Genomic DNA, 26,918 nt, shown 5'->3' on the forward strand with positions numbered 1-26,918 from the left:
ACTGAAGCGGGTGATATAGCAATCCTATTTAATTCGCGAACAGACCTCACCAAAAGCTGGTTTGTAGTCAGGATTAAAGTCCTCTTTTCAAGCTTTTAATCAAGCTGGCGTACCGAGAATAGTCCACTGCATTAACTGCTGCCATTCGGGAGATTGAGCTAACAAATCTGCATCCAATTCATTGCCCGCATCCTGCGAAAATTCGGCGAAACATTCCACCCAATTAATTACTGTTTCCACAGGCAAATAAGGCGTATAATTCCAAGAACGCTGCAAAAACTCTACCATCTCAACAGAATGACCGGTGCGGTGCAAATACCAAGCAATCCAAACTAAGGTACTGTACTTGATTTGCTTTTCCAACAAACGTATTTTATCCGGCAATTCGGGGCGGGAAAAAAAATTGTCCATGACTGCAGCGAGGGATTTAGCCTGGGGTAAACCTTTGTACATGGCGCTTTGTTCGTGCTGGCGGTAGCAAACAGTTACTTGCTGCAGCCACTCTGCTTCGCATCCCATTAAGGCTAAACGCAGCACTAAATCTGTATCTTCTGCGGGGGGAAATCGAGGGTCAAATCCCCCGGCGCGCTCTAACCAATGCCGGCGAAATACCATCGCGCTGGGTAATACTGGTTTCCATCTGAGCCACATTTCTAAGTCTAATTTAGGGACGTTTTGCCAGGGCTTGACATCTTTTAGCGGTTCGCCTTTACTGTTGACTAGACGCCAGCCGCTGTGGACTATTCCTAGATGTGGTTTCGCTGCAAATACAGCCATTTGTGCGGCTAATTTGTCGGGAAAAAAGTAGTCATCTGCATCTAGAAATGCGATGAATTCTCCTCGCGCTAGTTCGATGCCGCGATTTCTGGCCATCGAAACTCCTTGATTTTGTTGGTAAATGTAGCGAATTCGATCGCCATATTTCTCTAAAACTAAATTTGTGTCGTCTCGGGAGCCGTCGTCTACTACAATAATTTCCCAGTCAGCAATTGTTTGGTGCAGCACGCTATCTACTGCTTTGCCGACGTAAGCAGCGCAGTTGTAAGCCGGAATCACCACGCTTACCTGTGGGGTTCGGTCGCTCATAATTAATATCTAGTTTGATGGATTATACCATTTTAAATTTTATATTTTAGTAGGGTGCCCCGGAGGCTGACGCACCCGATAAGCGATGCTTTTTGAGTATAATTGGGGTTCAAGAATTTGCCAAGGTAAATTGGTGCGAGTTCAATATATCAGGGCGGCGAATTGCTAAAGGGTGGCGATCGCCTTTTACCTTCAAATACTTGTCAGCTATTTGCAAAACCTGTTCTGGATCGGCCGGCTTGCTCAAAAAATCGGAAGCACCTGTAAATTTCGCTCGCGTGCGGTCAATTATACTGTCTTTACCGGTCAAAAACACGATCGGAGTTTCCCGAAAAGCCGGTGTCTTCCGCAAAAAATTGCACAAAGCAAAGCCGCTTGTCTTGGGCATCACCACGTCCATAAAAATTAAAGCAGGCTTGTGTTTGGCCAGGATGCCCACTCCCTGCATCGGGTCTTGAATTTTTAGGACTCGATACCCCTCCGGTAATAAAATTTGCTCTAAAAATTCGCATACTGTCGGACTGTCATCGACACAGGCAATCAAAGGGCGACCCGGTTGGGCGATCGCCGCGGCAAGGCGCCACTGTTCTATAGGTGACGGCAAGTCTGGTACTGTTCGGAAATTTACTAAACCTTGCTTCATGTAATTAATTAAAGCGCGAGTTGCCACTGTCACGCACTGCTTTTTCTTAAATGCAATATCCCAAAGAGTATTCTCGCCGTTAAATACGTTAGCCAAAGCGATCAAAGAATTAGAACTAAATCGATTTTCCTGCAACTGGGCCGACGCTTTTAAAAGCGGTGCTTGTTCTGGATCTACCAGCCACAAACCCATTTCTTTCCACTTCTGCCAAATTTGTTGTGTAGAGCACATAATCTTCTCTACTTCCGTCAAAGACAGCAGTAAAGAAGAGGTAATTGTAGAAAAATATTTTTGGGACGGACGCCACTCGCGGCGCAAACCCGATTGACCCATCAGAGCAAAGAACACTTCCGAAAGGCTGGTGTGGACGATCGCCTTTGCTTGTTCTAAACTCATTTCGCTGGCTGCTACCCCTCGCTGAAGCAGTTGATATTCCCAGAGTTCTCCAGCATCTAGGTCTCTGAGATCCACTTGAAAGTTTCGACAGTGTTGCCCGATCGCCCTGTACCAGCGCCTCGATCTGTGCGTTCCTCCTGTGGCATAAACCAAACAACCCTGAAAAAAGTAAAGTTGCCACTGTTGTTCCCCTTGTTCTAACAACAATTTCCCCGTTGCTTGTTTCTGGCTGAGTACAGCCAGAGTATGGGACAACATTTTGTATCCGATTGCGGTAGCAGACATATCAACTCGCATCCCCTGTACTCTGTTTGTACCATTATATCGCTGCTCAGTTGTGAAATATAACAGTAATATTACTGAATTTGGGTCAATAAAAACAACTAATCCTGCCAATTTACCCCCCTCAGGGAGTGATTCCCCTCAGGAGTTTTAGCTATGAAGATGCAACGCCTATTTGCACTATTAACTAACAAAAAAAATACTGCTTCTGACTAATAACTAATTCCCCTCGCTATCTTTCGGAGGTACTGGATCGTAACCCCCTGGATGAAAAGGATGACAGCGCAAAATCCGCTTAACCGCCATCGAGCCGCCGCGGCCCGCCCCAAATCTTTCTATTGCTTCGATCGCGTATTGCGAACAACTCGGTTGAAATCTACAAGCGTTAGGTAGGTAAGGAGAAATCCCCATTTTGTAGCCTCGGATTAATCCGATCAGCAATATTTTCACAATTTTTACCTCAGCGATTGATTAGATTAATAGCAAAATCTCGTTCTGTACCGCTGTAAACTAGGTGAATCGAGGGCATTCCCAGCAGCTAGAATTCCGCCAACTTTTCCAGTACCAATTATACCTATTTTCATTTTTTTTAGATAACTAAAGCACAATTTGAGGAGATAATATGGTACTTGTCTCTGAGTTCGCTACTTGACCGATACCTAAGAATTTACCGTCTCGATCGTAAACCTGCAAGGGATAGGGAGGTTGGAGTATTGGGTTGTGGAGGGGATTGTTGCTAGTTTCCTCATCTCCCCCGATCGGCGTTTCGGGAATTGGGAGGCGTTGTCCTTGAAACCAGCGTTTGGTATATTCAGGGGAAAGAACGATCGCGCCTAAATGTCCTAAAACCGCCGATGGCAAAATCGGGCAGAATTTATCCTCCTGCAATTGCAGTTCTAATTCTTCAAAACTTAGACTTTGGTCGATCGAAAAACCGCTACTTTCAGTGCGAGTCAAACGGGCTAAAGTACCGCCTGCATTCAACACAGCGCCCAAATCCCGCGCGATCGCCCGAACGTAAGTACCGGCCCCGCAGGCGATCGACAAATCCAATTCAGGAAAATCCCCCGATCGCCAATCCAAAATTTCCAGGCGAAAAACCTCAACATTCCTAGCAGCAACCTCCACAGTTTCGCCTTTTCTTGCTAACTCATAAAGGCGTTTTCCTCCCACCTGAACAGCACTAAAACTCGGTGGAAACTGCTCAATTTTTCCTATAAACTTTGGCAGTGCAGCTTGCACTTTTTCCAAACTCAACTCTGGCACCGGTCGAGAATGGATAACTTCTCCTTCTAAATCGTCAGTAGCAGTAGTTAAGCCAAACCGAATCGTGCCTCGGTAAGCTTTATTGTGTTGGAGAAATTGCAGCAGTCTGGTTGCTTTGCCCAGGGCGATCGGTAAAACGCCAGTCACAGCAGGATCGAGGGTTCCTCCGTGTCCAACTCGCTTGAGTTTCAATAGCCGGCGCACTCGCCCCACGCAGTCGTGAGATGTCATGCCCGCAGGTTTGTTGAGATTGAGAAAACCGTCAGTAGTCATTAGGAAGAAGGAAGAAGGAAGAAGGAAGAAGGAAGAAAGAAGAAGGAACAGGGAAGAAGGAAGAAGGAAGAAGGAAGAAGGAAGAAGGAAGAATGCAACGGGCAATGTATGGAATTTAACTGATAGAAACAAGCAATAAAAAAGAATATTAAAAGTTTTAAAATTGCTTTCTTTTTGCTCGATAAAGCTAACGTTACTCACAAGGGAAAGTGGTTTTTAGTTAAAAAGTTCAACATTAAAAACTTAAAACTAAAAAGTCCCCCCCAGCCCAATGATCAATTCCCAATTCCCAATTACCTCTTCCCAATTAAAGAATAAAGTCGGCCTGACTGATAGAAGCGCGGGCAACTCCGAATAAAGTAGCCAGAGTTTGCTTGGTGCTTGTAAGCTGAATAATTGTACTCGGCGAAGTTCCTGCCCCAGCGGAAATGGTGAGTTGGCTAAAGGTGAGGCCGGCAGTCAAGCGAATTTGATCGGTACCATTAGTAAAATCTGTAATCACGTCCCCCTCTGTCAAACGCCCGATCGCAAAAGTATCGTTTCCGGCGCCGCCTGTTAAAGTATCATTGCCGCGATCGCCCGATAAACAGTCATCGCCGATGCCACCAACCAGCGAGTCATCGCCGGCACCCCCAAAAAACGTGTCATTACCCGCGCCGCCCAACAAAATATCGTTGTCTTGGTTGCCAAACAGCAAATCATTGCCGTCCTCGCCGCTTACCGAGTCAGAACCTTTGCCACCGTAGAAAGTCTCGTCGCCCACGCCGCCCAAAACGCTGTCGCGGCCGGCACCGCCGAACAGTATGTCATTGCCAACGTCGCCCAGAATTGAGTCATCGCCGTCGCCGCCGTAGAGGGAATCGTTTCCCCCTAAGCCGAAAATGGTGTCAGGGCCACCCAAACCAAATATCAAGTCAGCGCCCCCAGTACCTCTGAGGGAGTCGGGGCCACTGGTGCCACTCCTGCCGCTAGCTGCCCCTCCGGGACTCGTACCGGTGGTGGGGGTTGGGGTTGTGACTCTGGGAATTGGCTGTGATGGTGCTGCTGTTGCCATGATGCTGAAGATGCGTAGAAATTTGCAATTCTAACTTAACTTAAAACCGGAAGTGGTAAGCTCGCCAACCACCGAGCTCGGAAATATCGATCGCATCCGCCACAGCATAAGATTCGCACAAAAAGCCCTGCACCATAGAGCCGTCCTCCAACACCAGCGTACCAATTCCCAGCGGCGGGGGAATTTTAGCGACAAATCCGCCGAAAGCGGAGATCGACAACTCCCAAACTTCCACCTCGATCGCGCTACCGCCATCTATCTGACGCACCAATCCCGGCTTGCCCAGAGCAGTACCCGTCAAAGCGTACAGCTTGTAAATCGGGTTGGTACGGCAGGCGCGAACCAAAATGCCTCCCCCCTCGATTAGTTGATAATTCAGTGGCTCACCGCTCAAATGAGCGCCAACTACAGCTATTTTGACTCGTTCTTCTGAGGAAGGTTTAGCTGCGATGACGGGTTCCGGGAGGGTTGGCAGCGGTAGGTCGGTTGCGCCCAAAGTTCCCCCCAAGCTGGCGTGGAAAGCAGCTCCCAGGCGGCAGAGCGATAAATCGTGCCACGCAGGAGCCATCAGTGTCAATCCTGCGGGCAATCCGCTGCTTTGAAACCCGCTGGGAACTGCGATCGCGCACAAATCGAGCAAATTTGCAAAGTTCGTGTAGCGCCCGAGATTGGTGTTGAGCGCGATCGGCTCGGCTGCAACTTCTGCGACAGTATAAATCGTGCCTGTCGTGGGTACCGCCAACACATCCATTGACTGCCACTGAATTTCTGCAAGCTTGCGGAGCTCGGCCAACCGGTACGACGCGCGGTAGGCAGAGACGGCATCGTAGCGTTTGCCGCCGCTGATAATTTCGTAGACGATCGGATCGATATCCTCTGGGTGCGCGTCGAGGAAATCGCCGATCGCGGCCAACCTTTCTGCTACCCAAGGCCCGCCGTAGAGCAGTTCGGCAGCATCTGCAAAGGGTTTGAAGTCAATAGGTGCGATCGTGCAGCCCAATGATTGCAAGCGCGCGATCGCCTCTCGGTAGCGCTGTTCGGCTTCTGCATTCCCGAAAAATTCGAGTTCGCCGTCTCCGGGAACTCCCACCCGCAAGCTGGATAAATCCGGCAAAACTTTCGTTTCAGGGCGACGCGAAAACGCATCCTCAGCGTCAAAACCGCTGGCTACTTGCAGCACGGAGGCCGCATCCGCACAGGTGAGAGCGAACACTGAAACGCAATCGAGCGATCGCACCGCCGGCAGCAGGCCGCGAGTGCTGAGCGAGCCGCAACTTGGCTTCAGCCCGACAATGTTGGTAAAAGCAGCGGGAACCCGCCCCGAGCCTGCGGTATCGGTACCCAGAGCAAAACTCACCAATCCGGCCGAGACTGCGGCGGCGGAACCGGAACTCGATCCGCCGGGGATGTAGCGCCGATCGAAGGGATTGCGACAAACTCCATAAGGCGTGCGGGTTCCCACTAATCCTGTGGCAAATTGATCCATGTTTGTTTTGCCGATCGCGATCGCACCTGCCGCGCACAGGCGCTCTACGACTGCGGACGATCGCGCTGGAGTGCGAGCAAACTCCGGACATCCCGCCGTAGTGGGAACGCCGGCCCAATCGAGATTATCTTTGATCGCAAAAGGTATTCCGTAGAGCGGCAATTGTTGCGGGTCTAGGTTTTCCAAGGCTTTGGCGCGTTCGAGGGTTTCCCCCTGCGGTGCTAAATAAATCCATACTGCCGGATCTGCATAGCGTTCGATCCGATCGTACACGCTCGCGATCGCATCTGCAGGCGCGATTGAGCCGGTGCGGTAGCGATCGAGCAGCGAATGAATGTCGAGACTGTGACTGTAGTTAAATTTTTCCATAATGCACCGTCAGTCGATTTTAGATTTTAGATTTTAGATTTTCGATTGAACAATTGGGTTTACAGGCTTTGCTGGGCGATCGATCGATTTTAGATTTTAGATTTTCGATTGAAGAAATTACTTCACAGGCTGTGTTTGGCGATCGTTATTACAAATAGAAGGTTAGTTTACCGCATTGTCGATCGCCTCCGCATCTAGTCTATGGCGATCGAAATATTTCTCAAAAAATATTCAACCCTTGCCTTGTGGGTGCAAGTCTGGGTGCCCGTAAACTTCGCGATTTCCAACCGCCCGGTTTAATCTGCTAAAAACCTTAATTTGACAAATCCGAGAAAAACCATTTTTTGTAACATTTTACACATTTTATTATCGAGTTTGCTGTTACCGTTTGAAACGTACCAATCTAGTAGGATTGCACCCTACAGTATGCTTACCTTTCAAAAAGCTAAGTGCATTGCTGTTACCAACAGTCTCGAATAACTCCTTGGGTTGCAAACAGGACTTATACAGACAAAAACCGAAAAAATTTAACAGCTTCTAGGGTTCCGATTTGAATCAGTTTCTAACTCAGCTTAGAAAGTTCAAGTGCTGGTCCGAGAGAAGCAGACTGGTCATCCCAATATTTTATTAATTAGAGGGAAACACTAGCCAGTTACACGGCGGGATAAAAGCCCGGGAGAAACGCGATCGGTCAGCAAGACTCGGTTCGTTAGCTCTCGGGCTTTATCCTTGTATATCAAGGGGGTTTGCGGAAGCTAAGGAAGCCAAAGAAGGTGCAAAAGCTCGATCGACATATTCACTTTTAACCAGCAACCAGAATATGCTATGAATATCCGATATTGCTCCCCAAAAATAATGCGATCGCCCTTGTGCTACTGCGCCATATTTTTCATCACCTTGTTTTTCGCTGTCGGCTGCGTCAACCCGGCAATTTATATCAAAACCACGACTGAAAGCGAAGCAGCATCTTCAGTAAGTGCTGATGCAGTTAGCCTCGGATTCAGCGCGTGGCCCGGCTGGTTTCCTTGGCAAATTGCCAAAGAACAAAAGATATTTGAAGCCAACAATGTTCCTGTAGACTTAAAATGGTTTGACGGCTACTTAGAATCTATCAGCACCCTCACAGCAGGACAGATAAATGCTAACAGCCAAACCCTCGGCGATACAGTAAACTCCATATCAGGCGGCGCCGACCAAGTAATTGTTTTAGTCAACGACAACTCGACGGGAAATGACAAAGTTATTGTCGCCGAAGGCATCAATTCTGTTGCCGATTTGAAAGGCAAAAAAGTTGCAGCAGAGGAAGGTACAGTCGATCACTTTCTCTTATTGTTAGGGCTGAGAAAAGCAGGTTTATCAGTGCGGGACATTCAATTTGTACCGCTGGAAACCGGCAAAGCTGCGGCGGCTTTCGTCGGAGGGCAAGTCGATGCGGTGGCAGTATTTGCGCCGTTTACCACGCAGGCATTAAAACGCTCGAACAGCAAGGAACTGTTTAGTTCCAAAGATTTTCCGGGGGCGATTTCCGACCATTTGGTATTCACGCGAAAGTTTATCGGCGAACACCCCGATCGAGTGCAAGCCCTGGTCAATTCATGGTTTGCAACCTTGGAATACATGAAATCAAATAAAGAGAAATCTTACGAGATTCTAGCCAACCGCGCCGGAGTTAGCGTTGAGGAATACAAAGAATATGAAAACGGCACTAAGATATTTACGGTTGAGGAAAACTTGAAAGCTTTCCAACCGGGCAATGACATGACATCATTGCAGTTTGCGGCGGCAGAAATGACTAAATTCCTCGTCGATGTCAATTTAGCAAAAACCCAACCAGATATCAGCACATTATTTGACGATCGCTTTATAAAAGCTTATGCCGAAGGTAGAAGCTAGAAGGCAGAATTTAGGATTTTGCAGACACAAGAAAATTTCAAAAATATTCCTTTTTTTCAATCCCCAAAACCTACTAAAGTTACTCGCTAAACCGTTCTGCAATTAAATTATGCCACCCAATCCCGAACCCCGATCGATCCAATCCCACCTCAAGCAAAAAAACCTAAATCCCACCGTTTTCTGGCGGATTGCGGAAGAGATACCACAACCCCTGAATATTGGGTTAACGGTAACATCGATCGCACTGCCGCTGCTGCTGTGGTGGCTAGTAACAACCTTCGCCAACGTAGACCCCAAATTTTTGCCTTCCCCCGGCAAAGTTTTAGAGGCATTTGGTCGGCTGTGGAACACTCGCGAACTTTTGAAAGACACAGTAGCGAGTTTGTGGCGGGTGGGAGTGGGCTTTCTGTTCGCCTTGGTTTTTTCCATACCAATTGGCGTGCTGATGGGCAGTTTTCCCAGCATTCGCGCCTTGCTAGAACCCATGTTCGGCTTGATGCGATATATGCCCGCACCAGCATTCATTCCCCTACTAATTCTCTACTTGGGAATCGGCGAAGAACCCAAAATTACCCTGATATTTATCGGTGTCTTTTTCTTCAATTCGCTGATGGTGATGGATACAGTCAAGTTTGTTCCAAAAGACTTGATCGAAGCTACTTATATGTTGGGCGGAAATCGCTGGGAAATCCTAACTCAAGTTATTTTTCCTCACGTTTTGCCGGGAATTCTTGATGCTAGCCGCATCAACTTAGCTGCGGCTTGGCAATTGGTAATTGTCTCGGAGTTGATTGCGGCAACCGAAGGCTTAGGCCGCCGGATCAGCGTCGCCGGTCGATTTCTCCGAACCGATGAAATTTTTGTGGGGCTGATTGTCATTGGGGCGATCGGACTGACTTTTGACTTGCTTTTTCAATATCTGCTGCGGGTTTCTTGTAAATGGTCAAGTCAGAAACAGTAAGCAGATGTTGAAGGAAGAAGGAAGTTCGGCAACGGATTATGTAACGGATGTAACGGATGTCAGGAAGATGGATGAAGGGAGTGCTATCAACCTAAAATAAAAAGACTCAATTCCTATCGTTTTTATTCCTAAAATAGACCTATTTTGGGAATGAAAAAATCAATTTTTTACTTAAATCACAGAGGATAAACTCATGTTTCTGCAAATCAACAATCTGCACAAAAACTTTGAAACGAAAAAGGGTAAATTAGTTGTCCTCAAGGACATCAACATGAGCATCAAGCAAGGCGAATTTATCTGCGCGGTAGGCGCATCCGGTTCGGGCAAATCTACTCTGTTGAGGCAGATTGCGGGATTGGACAAGCCGACAACAGGGGAAGTGAAAATTGAAGGCAAAGAAGTTGTTTCGCCTGGGCCGGATCGAGGTATGGTATTTCAGCATTACACTCTTTATCCTTGGATGAACGTGCAGGAAAATGCCGAGTTTGGCCTCAAACTTCAAGGCGTTTCCAAGAAAAAGCGGCGCGAACAAGCGAGCTATTATTTGAGTGTGGTAGGATTGACGCAGTTTGCTTCGTCGCTGCCGAAGGAATTGTCGGGCGGGATGAAACAGCGGGTGGCGATCGCCCGCGCCCTCGCTTCTGAACCTAAAGTGTTATTAATGGATGAACCTTTCGGCGCATTGGATATCCACACTAAAGAATCGATGCACGAATTCATGCTCGATTTGTGGCGCCGCACTCAGATTACAATCTTTATGATTACCCACGATGTCGAAGAAGCGGTGTTTCTTTCCAATCGGATTTATGCTTTGGGCGCTCGTCCCGGTACAGTGAGAAAGGAAATGTCGATTAATTTGCCCGATCGCACTCCGAGCGTTAAACGCCACGCCAAATTCCACGATTACCGCGACGAACTCATGGATTTGATGCGGAAACACGGACAGGAAGCAGTTGCAATGGCTGCTTAAATAGAAATAGGTTTGTAATTGCACTTTTTGCACCCGCGCCAACAGTACAACGGCAAACCTAAGTAAGTGGAAACTTAACATCTTGCAGCATTGTCAATTACCTATTTAGGAACGGGCATCTTGCCCGTTCCACAAAACTCAATTTTATTGTGGAACGGGCATCTTGCCCGTTCTTGAGAATGGTGCAAGATATCAGTGGAAATAAATATTACTTTGGGAGAGGGCGGGTTGTGCCGCTACAAAATATTATTGTTTTATTTCGCTGACCTACCCAAATACATCAAGAGGAACTTATGGTGCAACTATCGATCGACCCAAACTCACAAATCGATTCAAGCCTCGTATTAGTCGAAGAAACCGTACCGGGCGGCGCGTACTGGTCGGGGGTCATCAAGCGGGGAAACACCCTGCGAATCACCGATTTAGAAGGCTCTCGCGGCGTTTCCATGCTGTGCTACAACGCCGACAATGCGATCGAACGTTTCAACGCAGCAGACACCGCCAAAATTCAATTCAACGCCTTTCTCAAACAAGGCATGGTGCTCTACACAGACATGGGACGCATCCTATTTTCCATCACCCAAGACACCTCCGGCTGTCACGATTTGCTAGGAGGATGCAGTAACGCCATTAGCAATGCCAAAAAATACGGCGAAGGAGACTGGAAAAACTCCCGCGACAACTTCCTTAAAGCCCTAAGTCGGTGGGGATTGGGCAAAAAAGACATCATGCCTAACCTCAACTTATTTACTCGCATTGCCGTCAAACCAGACGGCACGATGGAGTTTCGCGAAGGCTACAAAAAACCAGGTAGTTTTATCGATTTGCGAGCCGAAATGAACGTACTAACAATTATTTCTAACACCCCCCACATCCTGCATCCGGGTTCAATTTACGATCCAAAACCCATCCAAATTCAGATTGTGAAAACCCCCGCACCCGCACCAGACGACTTGTGCCGCACCGCCAACCCGGAAGCTGTGCGCGGTTTTATCAACACTGATGCTTTGTTCGTACAATAGACTCGATTCCAGCACTCAATATTGTCCGCACCAATCGGCGGTAAAAAATTCTGCAATTCCATCACAAAAAGTGAACCATGACTGCAACTACTCAACAAATCCTCGATCCAAAAACTGCAATTTATAACGAAGTTTTACCCGCCAGACATCCCTGGTCTCGCGTCATCAAAAAAGGACAGATTCTTCGGATTGTAGATTTAGGCGGAAATCAAGCAGTAGATTTTTTAGTTTACAATGCCGATGACCCGTCCGAACGCTACAGCGCCCCCGATACGATCGTCAATCAAGGCAACATCTTTGTCACTACAAACAGCCAACTCATTTCCAATGAAGGGCGAGCCATTATGACCATAATTGCTGACTCCTGCGGGCGGCACGATACCTCCGGCGGCGCCTGTAGCTGCGAGAGCAATTCGGTGCGGTTTGGGCTAGATAAAAAATACCAGCACGCCTGTGTTGAAAATTTCCTCGCCGCAATTCTTCCCTACGGTTTAGGCAAGCGAGATTTAGTCAGCAATATCAACTTCTTTATGAATGTTCCGGTTAGCGAAGATGGCACGCTTGAAATTGTTGACGGCATCTCCGATCCGGGAAGTACAGTTGATTTGCGAGCCGAAATGAACGCGCTAGTTGCTATTTCTAACTGCCCGCAAATGAACAATCCTTGCAATGCTTATAATCCTACGCCGATTCAGTTGATTGTTTGGGATGCGGTGTAAAATAGCGTGGGTACTGCCTCCGCAATCTTTTTAGGGCGGGCTAGAAGCCCACCCCACAAGAAAATTCACTCTTTGTGGAACAGGCATCTTGCCTGTTCTTCAAGATAGTACAAGATGTAAGCAGACACCAATTACCAATTACCATTAACAATTACTAATTAACAATTAGCAATTACAAATTACAAATTACCCTAATGTTTGACAAAGTTTTGATTGCAAATCGCGGTGAAATTGCCTGCCGAATTATCCGCACGCTCGATCGCCTCGGAATTGCTTCGGTAGCAGTATATTCTGAAGCCGACGCCCGCGCCAAGCACGTTTTCGCCGCCAGCGAAGCCGTTTGTATCGGTGCAGCCGCCGCAGCCGAGAGTTATTTGCGGTTCGATCGCATTCTCGAAGTTGCGCGCCAAACTAAAGCTCAAGCTATCCATCCGGGTTACGGCTTTTTGAGCGAAAATGCTGAATTTGCCGAAGCTTGTGCCAGCGAAAATATTGCATTTATCGGCCCGACTCCGAGTCAGTTGCGCTGCTTTGGATTGAAGCACACCGCGCGGGAAATAGCCGCTGCAAATCAAGTGCCGCTAACTCCCGGAAGCGAACTTTTAGCAAGTTTGGAGGATGCGGAAAAAGCGGCTGGGGCGATCGGCTATCCGGTGATGCTCAAAAGTACCGCAGGCGGCGGCGGCATCGGTTTGCAGGCTTGTTTTGGCGATCGAGATTTGGCAGAAGCCTTTGAAAAAGTACAGCGTTTGAGTCAAAGCAATTTTAAACAAAGCGGCGTTTTTTTAGAGAAATACATTCAAACAGCCAGACACATAGAAGTCCAAATCTTTGGAGATGGCAAAGGAAATGTCATAGCCTTGGGCGAGCGAGATTGTTCGGTGCAGCGGCGCAATCAAAAAGTAATTGAAGAAACCCCCGCCCCTGCTATTAGCGACGAACAGCGAAATCAGTTGTACGGTGCAGCCGTGCGGTTGGGAAAAGCGGTAAATTACCAGTCAGCCGGTACTGTTGAATTTGTCTTTGATGTCGATGCGAAACAGTTTTATTTTTTGGAAGTCAACACGCGCTTGCAAGTTGAACACGGCGTTACTGAAGCTGTCAACAACATCGACCTTGTTGAGTGGATGGTAAAACAGGCTTCGGGAGATTTGTTCCCCCTGGAAGAGTACCGCTATCGGCCGCAGGGACACTCAATTGAGGTGCGAATTTATGCGGAAGATGCCGGCAAGAATTTTCAGCCGAGTTCCGGGTTGCTGAATCAAGTTGCGTTTCCCGAAAACGTCCGCTGCGACAGTTGGATAGAAACCGGCACGGAGGTTACTCCTTTTTACGATCCGCTGCTAGCCAAAGTAATCGTTTGCGGGGATAATCGAACCCAGGCGATCGTAAAACTAAAAGCTGCTTTAGATGCCAGTGAAATAGCGGGAATTGAAACTAATTTAGATTACCTCCGCCAGATTTTGGACGATTCCAGATTCAGCCGGGGCGAACTGAGCACGCGCTTTTTAAACTCTTTTGAATACGCACCTTTAACGATCGATGTATTGGATGGGGGAACCTACAGCAGCATTCAAGATTATCCGGGGCGGATTGGCTATTGGGATGTGGGCGTGCCGCCTTCTGGGCCGATGGATCATTTGGCATTTCGATCGGCAAATCGTTTAGTAGGAAATCCCGAATCGACAGCAGGATTGGAATTCACAGCGACAGGCCCAACTCTGCGCTTTAATGCCGATACAGTTATTAGTTTAACCGGTGCAACTATGAAGGGAACGCTAAACGGCGAATCGCTGCCGTTTTGGACGGCAATTCCCGTAAAAGCTGGCAGCATTCTCAAGTTAAAAGCCATTCAAGGCGGCGGCTACCGCACTTATTTAGCAGTAAAGCACGGCTTTAATGTCCCCGATTATTTGGGCAGCAAATCAACTTTTGTACTGGGCAAATTTGGCGGACACGCGGGCCGCACGCTGCGTCCGGGAGATGTGTTAAAACTCAACCAAACTGCAACTCTGGAAGCGGAATTATCTTTGCCTCCGGAACTAATTCCCACCTACAGCAATAATTGGGAAATCGGCGTTTTGTACGGGCCTCACGGCGCGCCGGATTTCTTTACTGAGTCAGACATCGAAATGTTTTTCTCCACAGAATGGCAGGTGCATTACAACTCGACGCGGACGGGCATTCGGCTGATCGGCCCGAAGCCCACTTGGGCGCGTCAAGACGGCGGGGAAGCGGGTTTGCACCCGTCTAACATTCACGATAATGCTTACGCGATCGGCACGATCGATTTTACGGGCGATATGCCTGTAATTCTCGGTCTTGACGGCCCGAGTTTGGGAGGTTTTGTCTGTCCTGCTACTATTGTGCAGTCGGAATTGTGGAAAATCGGGCAACTAAAACCGGGGGACAGCATTCGCTTTCACTGTTTGAGTTTTGCTGAAGCTTTGCAGCGGGAATTAGCACAAAATAGGCAAATTGCTACTTTTAGTTTGCCTGTTTTTGGGGAAAATGCGGAGGAATTGCCCGCAGTTCCCGCCTCTCCAATTTTGCACCAAATTCCCGAATCTTCGGGACAGGTTGCTGTTACTTACCGTCAAGCTGGGGATAAATATATTCTAGTTGAATACGGCCCGTTGGTGCTGGATTTAAATTTGCGTTTTCGGGCGCACGCATTGATGGCACAGTTGAAAGCAAATCCGTTGCCTGGTGTTATCGAATTAGTACCGGGAATGCGATCGCTCCAAATTCACTTTGAGGGCCGCCAGATTTCGCAACAGCAGCTAATGCAGGCGCTGATTGCGGCGGAGGCGGAACTTCCGGCGATCGAGGATTTGGAAGTGCCGGCGCGAATTGTGCACTTGCCTTTATCTTGGGAAGATGAATCGACGCTGTTGGCCATTGAAAAATATATGCAGTCTGTGCGATCGGATGCACCTTGGTGTCCCAGCAATATTGAGTTTATTCGCCGCATAAACGGGCTTGACAGCATCGAACAAGTCAGAGAAATTGTATTTAATGCTAGCTATTTAGTGATGGGTTTGGGAGACGTTTATTTAGGCGCGCCCGTCGCAACTCCCCTCGATCCGCGCCACCGTTTGGTTACTACTAAATACAATCCCGCCCGCACTTGGACTCCTGAAAATGCAGTGGGCATTGGCGGCGCGTATTTGTGCGTTTACGGGATGGAAGGGCCGGGAGGTTATCAATTTGTCGGCCGCACGGTGCAAATGTGGAATCGGTTCAAACAAACGGCGGATTTCCAGTCTGGTAAACCTTGGCTTTTACGCTTTTTTGACCAAATCCGATTTTATCCGGTTTCTCATGAGGAATTGCACCGCTGTCGGGAAGCATTTATCGAAGGGAAGTTTAAATTAAAGGTTGAGGAAATCAATTTTAATTTGAGAGAATACAATGAGTTTTTGCATTCTATTGCTAACAGTGCGGCTGAGTTTAAAGTCCAGCAGCAGGCCGCATTTAATGCAGAGCGCGATCGCTGGGCCGCATCCGGGGAATTTGACGCTGAAGCTGCCGCTGAAGTGTCGGCGGATGCTGCTTCTGACACAGCGGCGGAGGTTACTTTGCCGATCGGTTGTGAGGCAGTTGTCGCTCACGTTTCGGCCAATGTTTGGCAGGTACTGGTTAATGTTGGAGATGCGGTTGCAGAGGGCGATCGCCTGTTAATTTTGGAAGCGATGAAAATGGAAATTGCTATTACTGCTGATGTTGCGGGGACTGTTGCCGAGTTGTTTTGTGAAAAGGGGCAAACGGTGACAGCCGGACAAATTCTAGCGGCTGTTCAAGCCCATTAAAGATACTTCAAATACCCGCAGTAAAAATATTTTTCCCCAAACAAAAAGCGCCCCTATTTCTAGGAGCGCTTTTCGTTTATCTAGGACTAAAACTTAGCCGTTGATAGAAGGAGCAACCATTGCTACGGGAGTTGTTTCACCAGCAGCCAAGTCGAGAGGGAAGTTGTGAGCGTTGCGCTCGTGCATGACTTCCATACCCAAGTTAGCGCGGTTGATGACATCAGCCCAAGTGTTGATGACACGACCTTGAGAGTCGATAATCGATTGGTTGAAGTTGAAACCGTTCAAGTTGAAAGCCATCGTGGAGATACCCAAAGCGGTAAACCAGATGCCGACTACTGGCCATGCACCTAACAAGAAGTGCAAGGAACGGCTGTTGTTGAAGGAAGCGTATTGGAAAATCAAACGACCGAAGTAGCCGTGGGCTGCGACGATGTTGTATGTTTCTTCTTCTTGACCGAATTTGTAACCGTAGTTCAAAGATTCGGTTTCGGTTGTTTCCCGAACCAAGGAAGATGTTACCAAGGAACCGTGCATGGCGGAGAACAAGCTACCACCGAAGACACCAGCTACTCCCAACATGTGGAACGGGTGCATCAGGATGTTGTGCTCGGCTTGGAACACGATCATGAAGTTGAAGGTGCCGGAGATACCCAAGGGCATACCGTCTGAGAAGGAGCCTTGTCCGATGGGGTAGATCAAGAATACTGCGGTGGCTGCTGCAACTGGTGCAGAGTAAGCTACGCAGATCCAAGGACGCATACCTAAGCGGTAAGACAGTTCCCATTCACGACCCATGTAGCAGAAAATGCCGATCAGGAAGTGAAATACTACCAATTGGTAGGGGCCGCCGTTGTACAACCACTCATCGAGGGAAGCTGCTTCCCAGATGGGGTAGAAGTGCAAGCCGATCGCATTCGAGGAAGGAACAACTGCACCTGTGATGATGTTGTTGCCGTACATCAAGGAACCTGCTACTGGTTCGCGGATGCCGTCGATGTCCACTGGAGGGGCAGCGATGAAGGCGATGATGTAGCAGATGGTGGCGCTGAGCAAGGTGGGAATCATCAAGACGCCGAACCAACCTACATAAATGCGGTTTTCGGTGCTGGTGACCCAGTTGCAAAACTGGTCCCACAGGTTGGCGCTTTCGCGCTGCTGTAAGGTTGTTGTCATTTGTTTATGATTGCTGTATTTGGTTGTCAATGTTCGGATGATGTTCCTATTATTAACGGTGTTGTTAAGGTTTGTAAAGGGGTTGAGCGACAGTTTAACTGATGACTGCGATTAGGAAAGCTGATGAAAACAGAGACAGGGGCGAAAAAGTCGATCGCCCCCGCGCGAAAAGATATGCCAGCCGGCTCTTCGGCGCACCTCAACCCTAACGAACGGGAGCGATGGGAGGTGGAGAAGGTAGAGTAACAGGAGCGAGGGTAGGTGGAGAGACCGGCCTGCGAGGAGGTGGAGCACTGCTGAACTGCTGGAGTTGCTGCGGGGTGAGCGATCTCAAAATTCTCAGTCCCAGAGTGTCTCGGGAGATGCTTAAAGCGTAGGATGGCTCCAAATACGGGCGGAAATTGGATTTGTTGTTCAAATAGCTTTCCATGAAAGCTAGGCTGAGTCCGCTGAGGTAGCGGCGGGCTAAAGCTGGTTCGGGCCCGATGACCTGTGCTGGTGGTATAAATAGGCTTTGAGGGGAATCCTCGATCGTTGAGAAGTGAGTCCCGTTGTTCATCAGTACCAGATATTTGTTGGGCGATGTCAGCCAAGTGAACGGTTGAATTTGTTCCAGCAAAGCGGGGGCGACGGTATCGGCGCTGCCTGCGATTACCATGACTGGGATTTGGATTTTGCTGAGGTTTGTTTCGCCGAGAATGCTGCTGACGATCGGGTTGATGGCGATCGCAGCTTTGATGCGCGGGTCGCCGAAATTGTACTGGTTTCGCTCTAGGCTGCGGGCGCGGCACTGCAACAGCAGGGAGAGGTTCCAAGTTTCGTTTTCGAGCTGGCAATCTTGGTCTAGCTGTGCAAAATTAATCCCCGCCCCGGCTAATGCTAAAGCCGTATAGCCCCCGAAAGACTGGCCGATGACGCCGACTCGCTGCAAGTCGAGCTGCCCTTGGTAAGTCGGATCGGTTGTAGAAAGTTTGGTTAAATAATCGAGCAGGTCTTTGATGTCGAGGGGGCGGTTGACAAATTCTGCTGGTTCTGATACTTCTCTAGCTCTGCCTGTTACTAAGTCTTGGATTTGTTGGGCGTTGCTGCCGGGGTGTTCGGGGACGGCGACGGCAAAGCCGTAGGAAGCTAAGTGTTTGGCTAGATACTGGAAGGAAGTGCGATCGGAACCTAAACCGTGGGAAATTACTACTACTGGGGCCGGTTGCGGGCTGCCCTGCGGCAGGTAAATATCCATATCAAAAGTGCGAGCGCGATTTGGACTCGTCACAGTTACCGATGATTTTTTCCAAGTATAGGGGCCCGGTAGCTGGGGCTGCAGCATTTCGGCGGGCGGTATGGCGGGTTCAGAGGCTGCTTGTGCTTCGGACAACTGGGCGACTCCGGCGATCGTCTGATTGGAACGGTTGATCAGGGATGTCAGCACGTTCCCGATAGCCAAGCCGCGGGCGATGTCAATCCTGATGCCGTAAGTGGGGAATTTCCGCAGCACGTTGAGAATTGTCAGGCCTTCTGGATCTGAGGCTGCTAAAATCAGGGCGGCTCGGATGGCATAAAATCCGGGCTGCCGAGCTTTGGTTTGAATTACTCGGCCCAAGCGCTTCAGCAGCACTTCTCCTTGAGGCGTGTAAAGGAATTGGGCGATCGTCACGTGGCTGATTTCAGATTTCGCTTGCAGGGCGCTGCGAATCTCAGCTAGCTGTGCTTTGTCGGCGTACTGAGCCAAGCCGTCCAAGTTTGAGTCTATTATGCCTTCTTTGGCGAATAGTGCCAGGGATTCGATGGAAACTGATTCTTCTAGCGGCCCGTAAGTTATGTAAATTCTCTCGGCACCCATTGCCGGTGCGGCGGTGCAAACAGCCGTGAATGCAAACCATCCTAGGTATTTTTGGGCGATCGACCGCCGAGTGCGAAGGGCAGCAGTGGAGAGACTCGAAAACAGACAGTTCATAAGTTTCAAACCTAGGACTTCTAATAATTAGTCGGTGAAACGATGTAAATTGTTTCGTCAATATTTAATGCCGGAAAATCACTCTGTTGCTTCGGATGCTTCGGAAATTAGGTTATCGTGGGAAGCATAGCCAAAACAGCAATTTTCTAACCTGACAAGACTAGCTGAAATTTACAATTCAACGCCGAGGGGTCAAACCTGCTGGAATGCCCATTGATTATTTTTTCAGCTATGCAAGATATTTTCGATCGAGTTTGTAAATACAGCCTGAGTGAGAGAATTTATTATGTTCAATGCAACTGCTATCCTGATTGACGCTTTTGTTCAAGAGCTGCAGGCCGGCTACCGTCGAACCTACGGCAAGTACAAGCCTGACTACCCTGAAATTATCGCCTGGGCAGGGACTATGGCTCTGGAAAATATCGCTAACTGCGATGCTCTATACCACAATGTGGAACACACAATGCTCGTGGCTTTGGTGGGACAAGAGATTCTCCGCGGCAAACATATTCGCGAAGGGGGAGTGTCGCCGGAAGATTGGCTGCACTACCTGATCTCGCTGCTGTGCCACGATATCGGCTACGTGAAAGGTGTTTGCCGCCAAGACCAAGAAGCTGTGGGACTGTACGCTACGGGTATTGACGGGGGCATGGTTTCTGTGCCAATAGGTGCCACTTCTGCCAGTTTAACTCCTTATCATGTCGATCGAGGAAAACTTGTAATTGACGAACGCTTCGGCGGCCACACATTAATTGATGCCGAACAAATCAAGCGCAATATTGAATTGACGCGCTTCCCAGTACCTGCTAGCGAAACTCATCAAGACAGAAACAATTATTCAGGACTCGCTAGGGCCGCCGATTTGATCGGTCAGTTGAGCGATCCCAATTACCTGCGAAAAATAAGTGCTCTGTTCTACGAATTTGAGGAAGTCGGCACTAATAAAATCTTGGGCTACAAGTCTCCTGGGGATTTGCGGCAAAATTACGCCAAGTTTTATTGGAATGGTGTTTTTCCATACATTCCAGCAGCTTTGAACTACTTGGAATTGACCCAGGGAGGCAAACAGATTATTGCCAACCTCTACGCCAACGTATTTCAGGTAGAACACGCTGAACCGCTCGCTTTCACCAAGCCGAACGCTCAAGAATTTATCAAATCCCGCGCTAATGGCAATTTGAACAGCGAAAAAGATGGTGAGAATCTTCAAGCTGCCATGTCCGGGGAAAACAAGAAATTTACCGAGTTTCCCGACTTGAATCTGTGATGATTTAACCAGCCTTGTGCTGAAGTAAATCAAGCGAGCCAGAATTAGGATATTTTTTTTAACCTAATTGCTGACTCGTCTTTTTGGGAGCTATAATAGAGATAAGAAATCGGTGTTTGTTAAGGAGAGTTAGGTCATGGCAACCAACAATATTGAAGTCGTTTTTAGCTTTGATACAACTGGCAGTATGTACCCTTGCTTGACGCAAGTTCGCCGGAAAATTAAAGAGACGGTAACGAGACTGCTCGATGAAATTCCTGGCATTCGCATTGGCATTATTGCTCACGGCGACTATTGCGACGCTGACAGCACTTACGTAACTAAACACCTCGATTTGTCAGGCGATGTCGGCACAATTTGCAATTTTGTTGAAAATGTAGAGCCAACTGGCGGTGGCGATGCTCCAGAATGTTATGAATTAGTGTTGCACGAAGCTCAGTCACTTTCTTGGACTCCAACTAATTCCAAAACATTGGTACTAATTGGCGACGACATCCCGCACGCACCCGCTCAAACTCCTCAAAAACTTAACTGGCGTCAGGAAGTAGATAAGTTAGCACAGATGGGAATTACCGTTTACGGCATCCAAGCTCTCAACCGTAACCACGCCACTTTATTCTACAAAGAAATAGCGGAAAAGTCGGGCGGTTTTCACCTCAATCTTGACCAATTTTCATACATCACAGATTTCTTTTTAGCAGTTTGTTACCAACAGTCATCTAACGAACAACTACAAGCTTACGAACAAGAAGTTGTCAGTGAAGGTCGCATGAGTCGCGGATTGAACAAGATGTTTGATACCATGCTCAAGCGGGAAGGTGTTGCTGTTTACGAATCAGCAGAATTGCGAGCCGTAAAACCGGGGAGATTTCAGATTCTAGACGTTGACAGCGAGATTTCAATTAAAGCTTTTGTTCTGGAGAATGGTTTGACTTTTAAAACCGGGCGCGGGTTTTATGAATTTACTAAAACCGAAACTATCCAAGGTAAGAAAGAAATTGTGCTGATGGATCGTTCCACAGGGGATTTGTTTGAAGGAGAAGCGGCGCGAGAAATGTTGGGTTTGCCCATGGGCGAGACAGTTCGCATCAAACCGAGCAACCTAGAAAAGTATGCGGTTTTTGTGCAAAGTACCTCGGCCAATCGCAAGCTGATGGGGGGAACTCGTTTCCTTTATGAAGTTGAAGATTGGGATCGTTAATCAATTTTAAATGTCCAAACTACAACCGCAGATCGATGCAGATAAGGGTAAAATCTTTATTATCTGTGTTTGTGTTATGGTCTGCGGTTAAAAAATAGACACTTTCAAATTAATATGCAACCCGAAATCCAGCAGCAAATTCAACAGTTGAGGCAGCAGCTACAGGAAGCTAGCTATGCTTATTATGTTCTAGATGCACCGATTATGCCAGATGAGGTGTACGATCGACTTTATCGCCAGTTGCAAGACTTAGAATCAGATTATCCTGAATTAATTACTGCGGAAAGTCCGACTCAGCGCGTGGGAGAACAGCCTGCTACTCAATTTTTTAGCGTCAAGCACAATATTCCTCTCTACAGTTTGGAAAATGCTTTTAATTTTGAGGAATTTGCTAAATGGCAGGAACGCTGGCAAAGGGTAGCACCCCCCCTAACCCCCGGTCAAGAAGGAAATGCACCCCCCCTAACCCCCCCTTATCAAGGGGGGGGACAAGAGGGAAATGCACCTGGGCTTAGCAATCAGGAAAATAGGGAAATTACTCCCCCCCTTAGCAAGGGGGGGTTGGGGGGGGTTTCCTACGTTTGCGAGTTAAAAATTGACGGTTCTGCTTTAGCGTTAACCTATGAAAATGGGGTTTTAGTTCGCGGTGCGACGCGCGGAGACGGCATAGCCGGAGAGGAAATTACTCAAAATGTCAAAACTATTCGTTCGATTCCTTTAAAGCTCAATTTAGATAATCCGCCGCCTTTTGTGGAAGTGCGGGGAGAGGCTTTTTTGTCTTTAGCTGTGTTTGAAGAAATTAATCGCGAACGGGAAAAAGCAGGGGAACAATTGTTTGCTAATCCTCGCAATGCTGCGGCGGGTACGCTGCGACAGTTGGATTCTAAAATTGTGGATAAGCGCAGGTTGGATTTCTTTGCTTATACTCTGCATTTAGATGAGGGTAACGAGGAGAACACGCAGTGGGATTCGTTGGAATTGTTGCGAAGAATGGGGTTTAAGGTGAATCCCAATCGCAAAATTTGCTATTCTTTGGATGAGGTTCGGGAGTATTACGAATATTGGGATACTGAGCGGCGGAATTTGCCTTACATGACGGATGGGGTTGTTGTTAAGATTAATTCGGTTTCGCTGCAAAAACAATTGGGTTTTACTCAGAGGTTTCCGCGTTGGGCGATCGCACTTAAGTATCCCGCGGCCGAAGTGCCTACAATAGTAGAAGCTGTCACCGTGCAAGTAGGGAGAACAGGGGCTCTGACGCCTGTAGCGGAACTGAAACCGGTGCAGTTGGCGGGGACAACGGTTTCGCGGGCTTCTCTCCACAACAGCGATCGACTTTCGGATCTGAACCTGCACATTGGCGATACTGTAATTGTCAGAAAAGCTGGGGAGATTATACCAGAAGTTGTACGAGTTTTACCGGAACTTCGCCCCCAAAATGCTCAACTTTTCCAAATACCTAGTTGCTGTCCCGAATGCCGACAGCCTGTGGTTCGGGAAAAGGGGGAGGCCGTTACTCGCTGCATCAATACATCTTGTCCGGCGATTTTGAGGGGTTCGCTGATTCATTTCTGCAGCCGGGATGCTCTGGATATTAACGGTGTTGGGGAAAAGTTGGTGCAGCAGATGGTTGATAGCAATCTGGTGCATTCTGCGGCGGATTTGTACGATTTGACTGCGGAAAGATTGATGAGTTTGGAACGCATGGGTAAGAAGTTAGCAGAAAAGTTGGTAAGTGCGATCGCCAATTCCAAAACTCAACCTTGGTCGCGGGTATTGTATGCTTTAGGAATTCGCCATGTCGGCAGCGTGAATGCTCAATTGCTGACAGAAAGATTTACCAATGTGACCGATTTGGCCTCTGCATCAGCCGCAGCTATTGAAGGCGTTTACGGTATTGGGTCAGAAATTGCTCAATCTGTTTATCAGTGGTTTCAAGTGCCGGCAAATCAGAGTTTGATTGAAAGGTTAATTGCTGCGGGCTTGCAATTGCAGTCAGAAGTGAAAAATCAAAATTTAGCCAGCACAAATTTACCACTTGCAGGCAAAACTTTTGTGCTGACGGGAACTTTGCCAACTTTGAAACGAGATGAAGCTAAAGATTTGATTCAAAAAGCAGGAGGTAAAGTCACAAGTTCTGTGAGTGCTAAAACAGATTATGTGGTTGTGGGAGAAGATGCGGGTTCTAAGTTGGAAAAGGCTCAATCTTTGGGGATAGAACTACTTTCGGAAGCTGAGTTATTAGAACTGCTATCGACACCATAAATGATTGGTGAAAGTCAATATCTCTCTCTTTTCTCTTTCTGTGCGCCCTCTGCGCTCTCTGCTGTTCGCAAAAAAAGCGCTGATTCATTTCAGCCGTTTTCAAAGAAAATCCCCAACAATTCTATTACCCTAGGTGCAAAATAGCCGATCGCGAATTGCGCAATACGTCAAAAGGAATAGAAATCGCGTTAGCGAAGCCCTCGAAGAGGATCGTACTTCGTCAATCTACCTACTTGGCTAGCCCTGCCGCGGGGATCGGTTGTCGGTACAGGCTAGTTTTGCTAAAATTTGATAAAGTTTGCAATAGCGATCGCAACTGCCAGATTAGCCAAGTCCCAGCAATCAGAGGAGATACATTATGCCTGAAATACCAGCAGAACAAACACAAACAAACTTGCCAACTCCAGAAACAACTACCGAAAGCTCAATTTCTGGGGTGGAAAACGTGAAAAATAGTTTGGGAAACGTCCTAAATAGTTGGAAATTGAAAGTAGGATTAGGAGTTGCTGTACTGTTTGCAGTGTCGCTATTTGCATTCTACTGGCAGCATATGATTGCAGTGATAGGTATGAAGAGTTGGTCGGCGCGATCGGGAGCTAACGCGATCGAATGTATGGTAAGAGATACTAATAACGACGAGTATGTCAGTTGCAGCGCCCTCCTCGACCAGCAGATTGTCCCTCTTGAGTGCAGTTCGAGTTTGTTCAATATCGGCTGTCGAGTCAATTACGGAACTGCAGCACCAAATCCGAGACAAAACAGCCCTAGATCCTAGATAGAGCATCTGCGGGTTAGAGATGATTGTTGAAGGAACAGATTTGCTACTTAAAATATGGGAGTTACCAAAAAACTCTCACCGTGAAAATAGTCCAGTAATAAAGAGCGGAAAACTCTTGTTTTTCTTGTTGTAAATTAGCAGGTAAGTAGACTTACCTGCTATTGCCATTAGGTAATCTGTGATAGATGATGTGCGGCAGTATATTGGCGATCCGCAGGTTTTTGATGATATTACTTTGGTGGTGATGAAGCAGAAATAGAGTTGCAAACCCCCTGGATCGATCGGCGGTTGAAATTGGGGATATTCAGGGGGGAACCCCGCAACCGCCTCAAGCGCGCATTGCCCCTACTGTAGAAACTTTCGTCCCTAAGAAGCGGAGACTGAAAAATAAAGATGGCAGCTTACCAAGGACTGCCGATGAGGGTGAAACTGCTCCAGTAATAAGGATGAGAAAAATCTTGGTTTTGTTGTTGTATGTTAGTCGGTAAATTCAAGTTCCCCGCTGTTGTCACTAACTGCCCGTTTTCGCTCCGAACTTTACGAGCAATCATCGCCTGTTGAGCAAGTTGCAGAGTTTCTGCCTTAGTTGTGGCTCCTCGCAACTGGTGGTAAAATTCGCTCATCAGCCCCAAAGTGGCTCCATCGTCAACATACCACAAACTCCCTAAAGCAGATTTTGCCCCGGATTTTACTGCTAAACCTCCAAAACCTAACTCTGCTTCCCCATCGCCCAAAGCAGTTCTACAAGCACTTAATACTAACAAGTCTACCTGCGGATTGCGCCAATTTAAACTCTCCATGCGATCGAGCTGCAATTGGGAATTCCACAGTTGAATGTATGAATTGCTCGGTTTTCCCGGTTTGAATTCAGCGTGAGTTGCTAGGTGAACGATCCGAAATCCTCCCTTGGCGTGTTCCGAGTTGAGATTATCTAAAGTGAAAGTGGAATTGAGGAAAGATGGCCCGTGCCACTGAGCCGAAATCGCCTGCAATTCGATCGGCACACTGGGCAAGGGCTGTTGGTCAACAAATTCTGACCGCCCCATTGCTAGCACTGTGGCGTCTCTAACTGCTCTATAATCGCTATTAGTCAAGCTGAAACTCGGAATTAGACTAAAACTGTATTTTTCAATCAAGAAGCCTTTACCGTCGTGCAAAGCGGCAAAGGGCAGGCTCCGCAATCCCGGATCGACTGACAGTAATAAAGTCTGAATTCCTAAGTTTTGTAAGTCTTTTTCTAGGGGTGCGATCGCCCATTTATATAGTTGCTGGGCGGCGGCTAGATAAGTGCTAGTAGCGCGTTTTGCGGGATTTGTGATTTCATCGCGGAACTCCTTGACGGTGGGGAAAAGAGCAGCTCTGTTGGCTTCGGGAACGCTGTAGTGAATCGGCCGCCCCACGGGAGGAACTAAAATTAGTTCCAGTCGATCTTCTCGCGAGACTATGTAGATAATACCGGACCGCTTGCCGGTTTGCTGTTCGATATTTTTTAAAGTTTGTTGGAACGTCGCAATCATGATTTTTTGGTCTGGGAGGTTTGCTTTTACCCCCAGGTATTCTCCAAATTCTTGATTCCTGATTTCTTCGATTCCCCAGAGTGTTTCCTGTATGTCGTTACCTTCAAAAAGTCGATCGGGAGACGGAACATATCCCAGAACTAAATTAGAAGTAGGGTTTACTGTTTGCGGTTGTTTTGATGCTGGTGAGGGTGGTACTAAGTCGCTGGGTAATTTACTGGTGATACTTGGATCGATAGTTAAAACTCGATCGGCTGCTGCATCGGGATTGTCTACCGGTGGAATTTTGCGGCTTTGAAAGTCTTCTGAATCAGGGGTTGAAGATTCTCCTTGCGGTGTGGGTGTATCGTCGGCTGTGGGGGATGCTGCTGCTGTCACAGGTGCGGGCTCTTGTATTTCCGTAGGAGCGATCGCAGTTAATTCTGATACTAACTCTATTGGCTCCGTGGCGATCGGAGTCGGAGTGATACTCGGAGTCGGAGTCGGAGTGACTAATGGAGTCGGAGTGATACTCGGAGTCGGAGTCGGAGT

The 26,918-nt window shown here is 47.9% G+C and carries 20 protein-coding genes and 1 riboswitch; of the genes, 11 read left to right on the forward strand and 9 right to left on the reverse strand.

Annotation, left to right across the window (positions count from 1 at the left end; all coding sequences use genetic code 11):
* Positions 1–99: 99 nt before the first annotated feature.
* The 4 genes from QUA13_RS14050 to truB all read right to left on the reverse strand — a co-directional run bounded on the left by QUA13_RS14050 (position 100) and on the right by truB (position 3,946).
* A complete protein-coding gene (locus QUA13_RS14050) occupies positions 100–1,086 on the reverse strand; it encodes a glycosyltransferase (RefSeq protein WP_333199365.1) in 987 nt (328 codons plus the stop codon).
* Positions 1,087–1,195: 109 nt separating this feature from the next.
* Positions 1,196–2,410, reverse strand: a complete 1,215-nt coding sequence (locus QUA13_RS14055) for a response regulator (RefSeq protein WP_333199368.1) — start codon at positions 2,408–2,410, stop codon at positions 1,196–1,198.
* Between the two features lie 216 nt (positions 2,411–2,626).
* Entirely contained in the window at positions 2,627–2,857 is a 231-nt protein-coding gene (gene yidD, locus QUA13_RS14060; protein ID WP_172190019.1) for a membrane protein insertion efficiency factor YidD, read from the reverse strand.
* Positions 2,858–3,004: 147 nt separating this feature from the next.
* Positions 3,005–3,946, reverse strand: coding sequence for a tRNA pseudouridine(55) synthase TruB (gene truB / locus QUA13_RS14065; protein ID WP_333199371.1), 942 nt, complete (start codon positions 3,944–3,946; stop codon positions 3,005–3,007).
* On the opposite strand from truB, the gene QUA13_RS14070 reads away from it, so the two are divergent.
* Entirely contained in the window at positions 3,903–4,085 is a 183-nt protein-coding gene (locus tag QUA13_RS14070) for a hypothetical protein (protein ID WP_333199420.1), read from the forward strand. The genes truB and QUA13_RS14070 overlap by 44 nt on opposite strands.
* 168 nt (positions 4,086–4,253) lie before the next feature.
* On the opposite strand, the gene QUA13_RS14075 is transcribed toward QUA13_RS14070, so the two are convergent.
* Both QUA13_RS14075 and atzF read right to left on the reverse strand, forming a co-directional pair.
* The gene (locus QUA13_RS14075) at positions 4,254–5,000 is read right to left on the reverse strand and encodes a calcium-binding protein (RefSeq protein WP_333199373.1); all 747 of its coding nucleotides are present in this window, start codon (positions 4,998–5,000) and stop codon (positions 4,254–4,256) included.
* A 40-nt stretch (positions 5,001–5,040) separates the two neighbouring features.
* A complete protein-coding gene (gene atzF, locus QUA13_RS14080; protein WP_333199375.1) occupies positions 5,041–6,855 on the reverse strand; it encodes an allophanate hydrolase in 1,815 nt (604 codons plus the stop codon).
* A gap of 526 nt (positions 6,856–7,381) precedes the next feature.
* Positions 7,382–7,536: riboswitch (guanidine-I (ykkC/yxkD leader) on the forward strand.
* 144 nt (positions 7,537–7,680) lie between these two features.
* Here atzF and QUA13_RS14085 point away from each other — a divergent pair.
* The 6 genes from QUA13_RS14085 to uca all read left to right on the forward strand — a co-directional run bounded on the left by QUA13_RS14085 (position 7,681) and on the right by uca (position 16,232).
* Positions 7,681–8,748, forward strand: coding sequence for an ABC transporter substrate-binding protein (locus QUA13_RS14085; protein ID WP_333199377.1), 1,068 nt, complete (start codon positions 7,681–7,683; stop codon positions 8,746–8,748).
* Between the two features lie 109 nt (positions 8,749–8,857).
* Positions 8,858–9,709 carry an ABC transporter permease gene (locus QUA13_RS14090; protein ID WP_333193413.1) on the forward strand — a complete coding sequence of 284 codons (852 nt, stop codon included), beginning with the start codon at positions 8,858–8,860 and terminating at the stop codon, positions 9,707–9,709.
* Positions 9,710–9,902: 193 nt separating this feature from the next.
* Complete coding sequence (locus QUA13_RS14095; RefSeq protein ID WP_333199379.1) at positions 9,903–10,679, forward strand: ABC transporter ATP-binding protein; 777 nt, start codon at positions 9,903–9,905, stop codon at positions 10,677–10,679.
* Between the two features lie 293 nt (positions 10,680–10,972).
* Positions 10,973–11,701: an urea amidolyase associated protein UAAP1 gene (locus tag QUA13_RS14100; RefSeq protein ID WP_333199381.1), complete on the forward strand. Its 729-nt coding sequence runs from the start codon at positions 10,973–10,975 to the stop codon at positions 11,699–11,701.
* Between the two features lie 77 nt (positions 11,702–11,778).
* Complete coding sequence (locus tag QUA13_RS14105; RefSeq protein ID WP_172186091.1) at positions 11,779–12,420, forward strand: urea amidolyase associated protein UAAP2; 642 nt, start codon at positions 11,779–11,781, stop codon at positions 12,418–12,420.
* Between the two features lie 194 nt (positions 12,421–12,614).
* Positions 12,615–16,232, forward strand: a complete 3,618-nt coding sequence (gene uca / locus QUA13_RS14110) for an urea carboxylase (RefSeq protein WP_333199383.1) — start codon at positions 12,615–12,617, stop codon at positions 16,230–16,232.
* A 93-nt stretch (positions 16,233–16,325) separates the two neighbouring features.
* Here uca and psbA read toward each other — a convergent pair whose 3' ends face one another.
* Complete coding sequence (gene psbA, locus QUA13_RS14115) at positions 16,326–17,408, reverse strand: photosystem II q(b) protein (RefSeq protein ID WP_172186093.1); 1,083 nt, start codon at positions 17,406–17,408, stop codon at positions 16,326–16,328.
* A gap of 205 nt (positions 17,409–17,613) precedes the next feature.
* Positions 17,614–19,359: an alpha/beta hydrolase gene (locus tag QUA13_RS14120; protein ID WP_333199385.1), complete on the reverse strand. Its 1,746-nt coding sequence runs from the start codon at positions 19,357–19,359 to the stop codon at positions 17,614–17,616.
* Positions 19,360–19,645: 286 nt separating this feature from the next.
* On the opposite strand from QUA13_RS14120, the gene QUA13_RS14125 reads away from it, so the two are divergent.
* From QUA13_RS14125 to QUA13_RS14140, 4 genes are all read left to right on the forward strand, one after another.
* On the forward strand, positions 19,646–20,626 hold the full coding sequence (locus QUA13_RS14125; RefSeq protein WP_172188266.1) for an Npun_R2479 family HD domain-containing metalloprotein: 981 nt from the start codon (positions 19,646–19,648) through the stop codon (positions 20,624–20,626).
* Positions 20,627–20,762: 136 nt separating this feature from the next.
* Positions 20,763–21,827, forward strand: a complete 1,065-nt coding sequence (locus tag QUA13_RS14130; RefSeq protein WP_172188264.1) for a vWA domain-containing protein — start codon at positions 20,763–20,765, stop codon at positions 21,825–21,827.
* A gap of 114 nt (positions 21,828–21,941) precedes the next feature.
* Positions 21,942–24,092, forward strand: a complete 2,151-nt coding sequence (ligA, locus tag QUA13_RS14135) for an NAD-dependent DNA ligase LigA (RefSeq protein ID WP_333199387.1) — start codon at positions 21,942–21,944, stop codon at positions 24,090–24,092.
* A gap of 358 nt (positions 24,093–24,450) precedes the next feature.
* Entirely contained in the window at positions 24,451–24,867 is a 417-nt protein-coding gene (locus tag QUA13_RS14140) for a hypothetical protein (RefSeq protein ID WP_333199389.1), read from the forward strand.
* Between the two features lie 404 nt (positions 24,868–25,271).
* On the opposite strand, the gene QUA13_RS14145 is transcribed toward QUA13_RS14140, so the two are convergent.
* Positions 25,272–26,918: CHAT domain-containing protein (locus tag QUA13_RS14145; RefSeq protein ID WP_333199391.1), on the reverse strand; the 1,647-nt coding region annotated here is incomplete at its 5' end.

Origin of the sequence: Microcoleus sp. S28C3 (assembly GCF_036700785.1) — a bacterium.
GTDB lineage: Bacteria > Cyanobacteriota > Cyanobacteriia > Cyanobacteriales > Microcoleaceae > Microcoleus > Microcoleus asticus.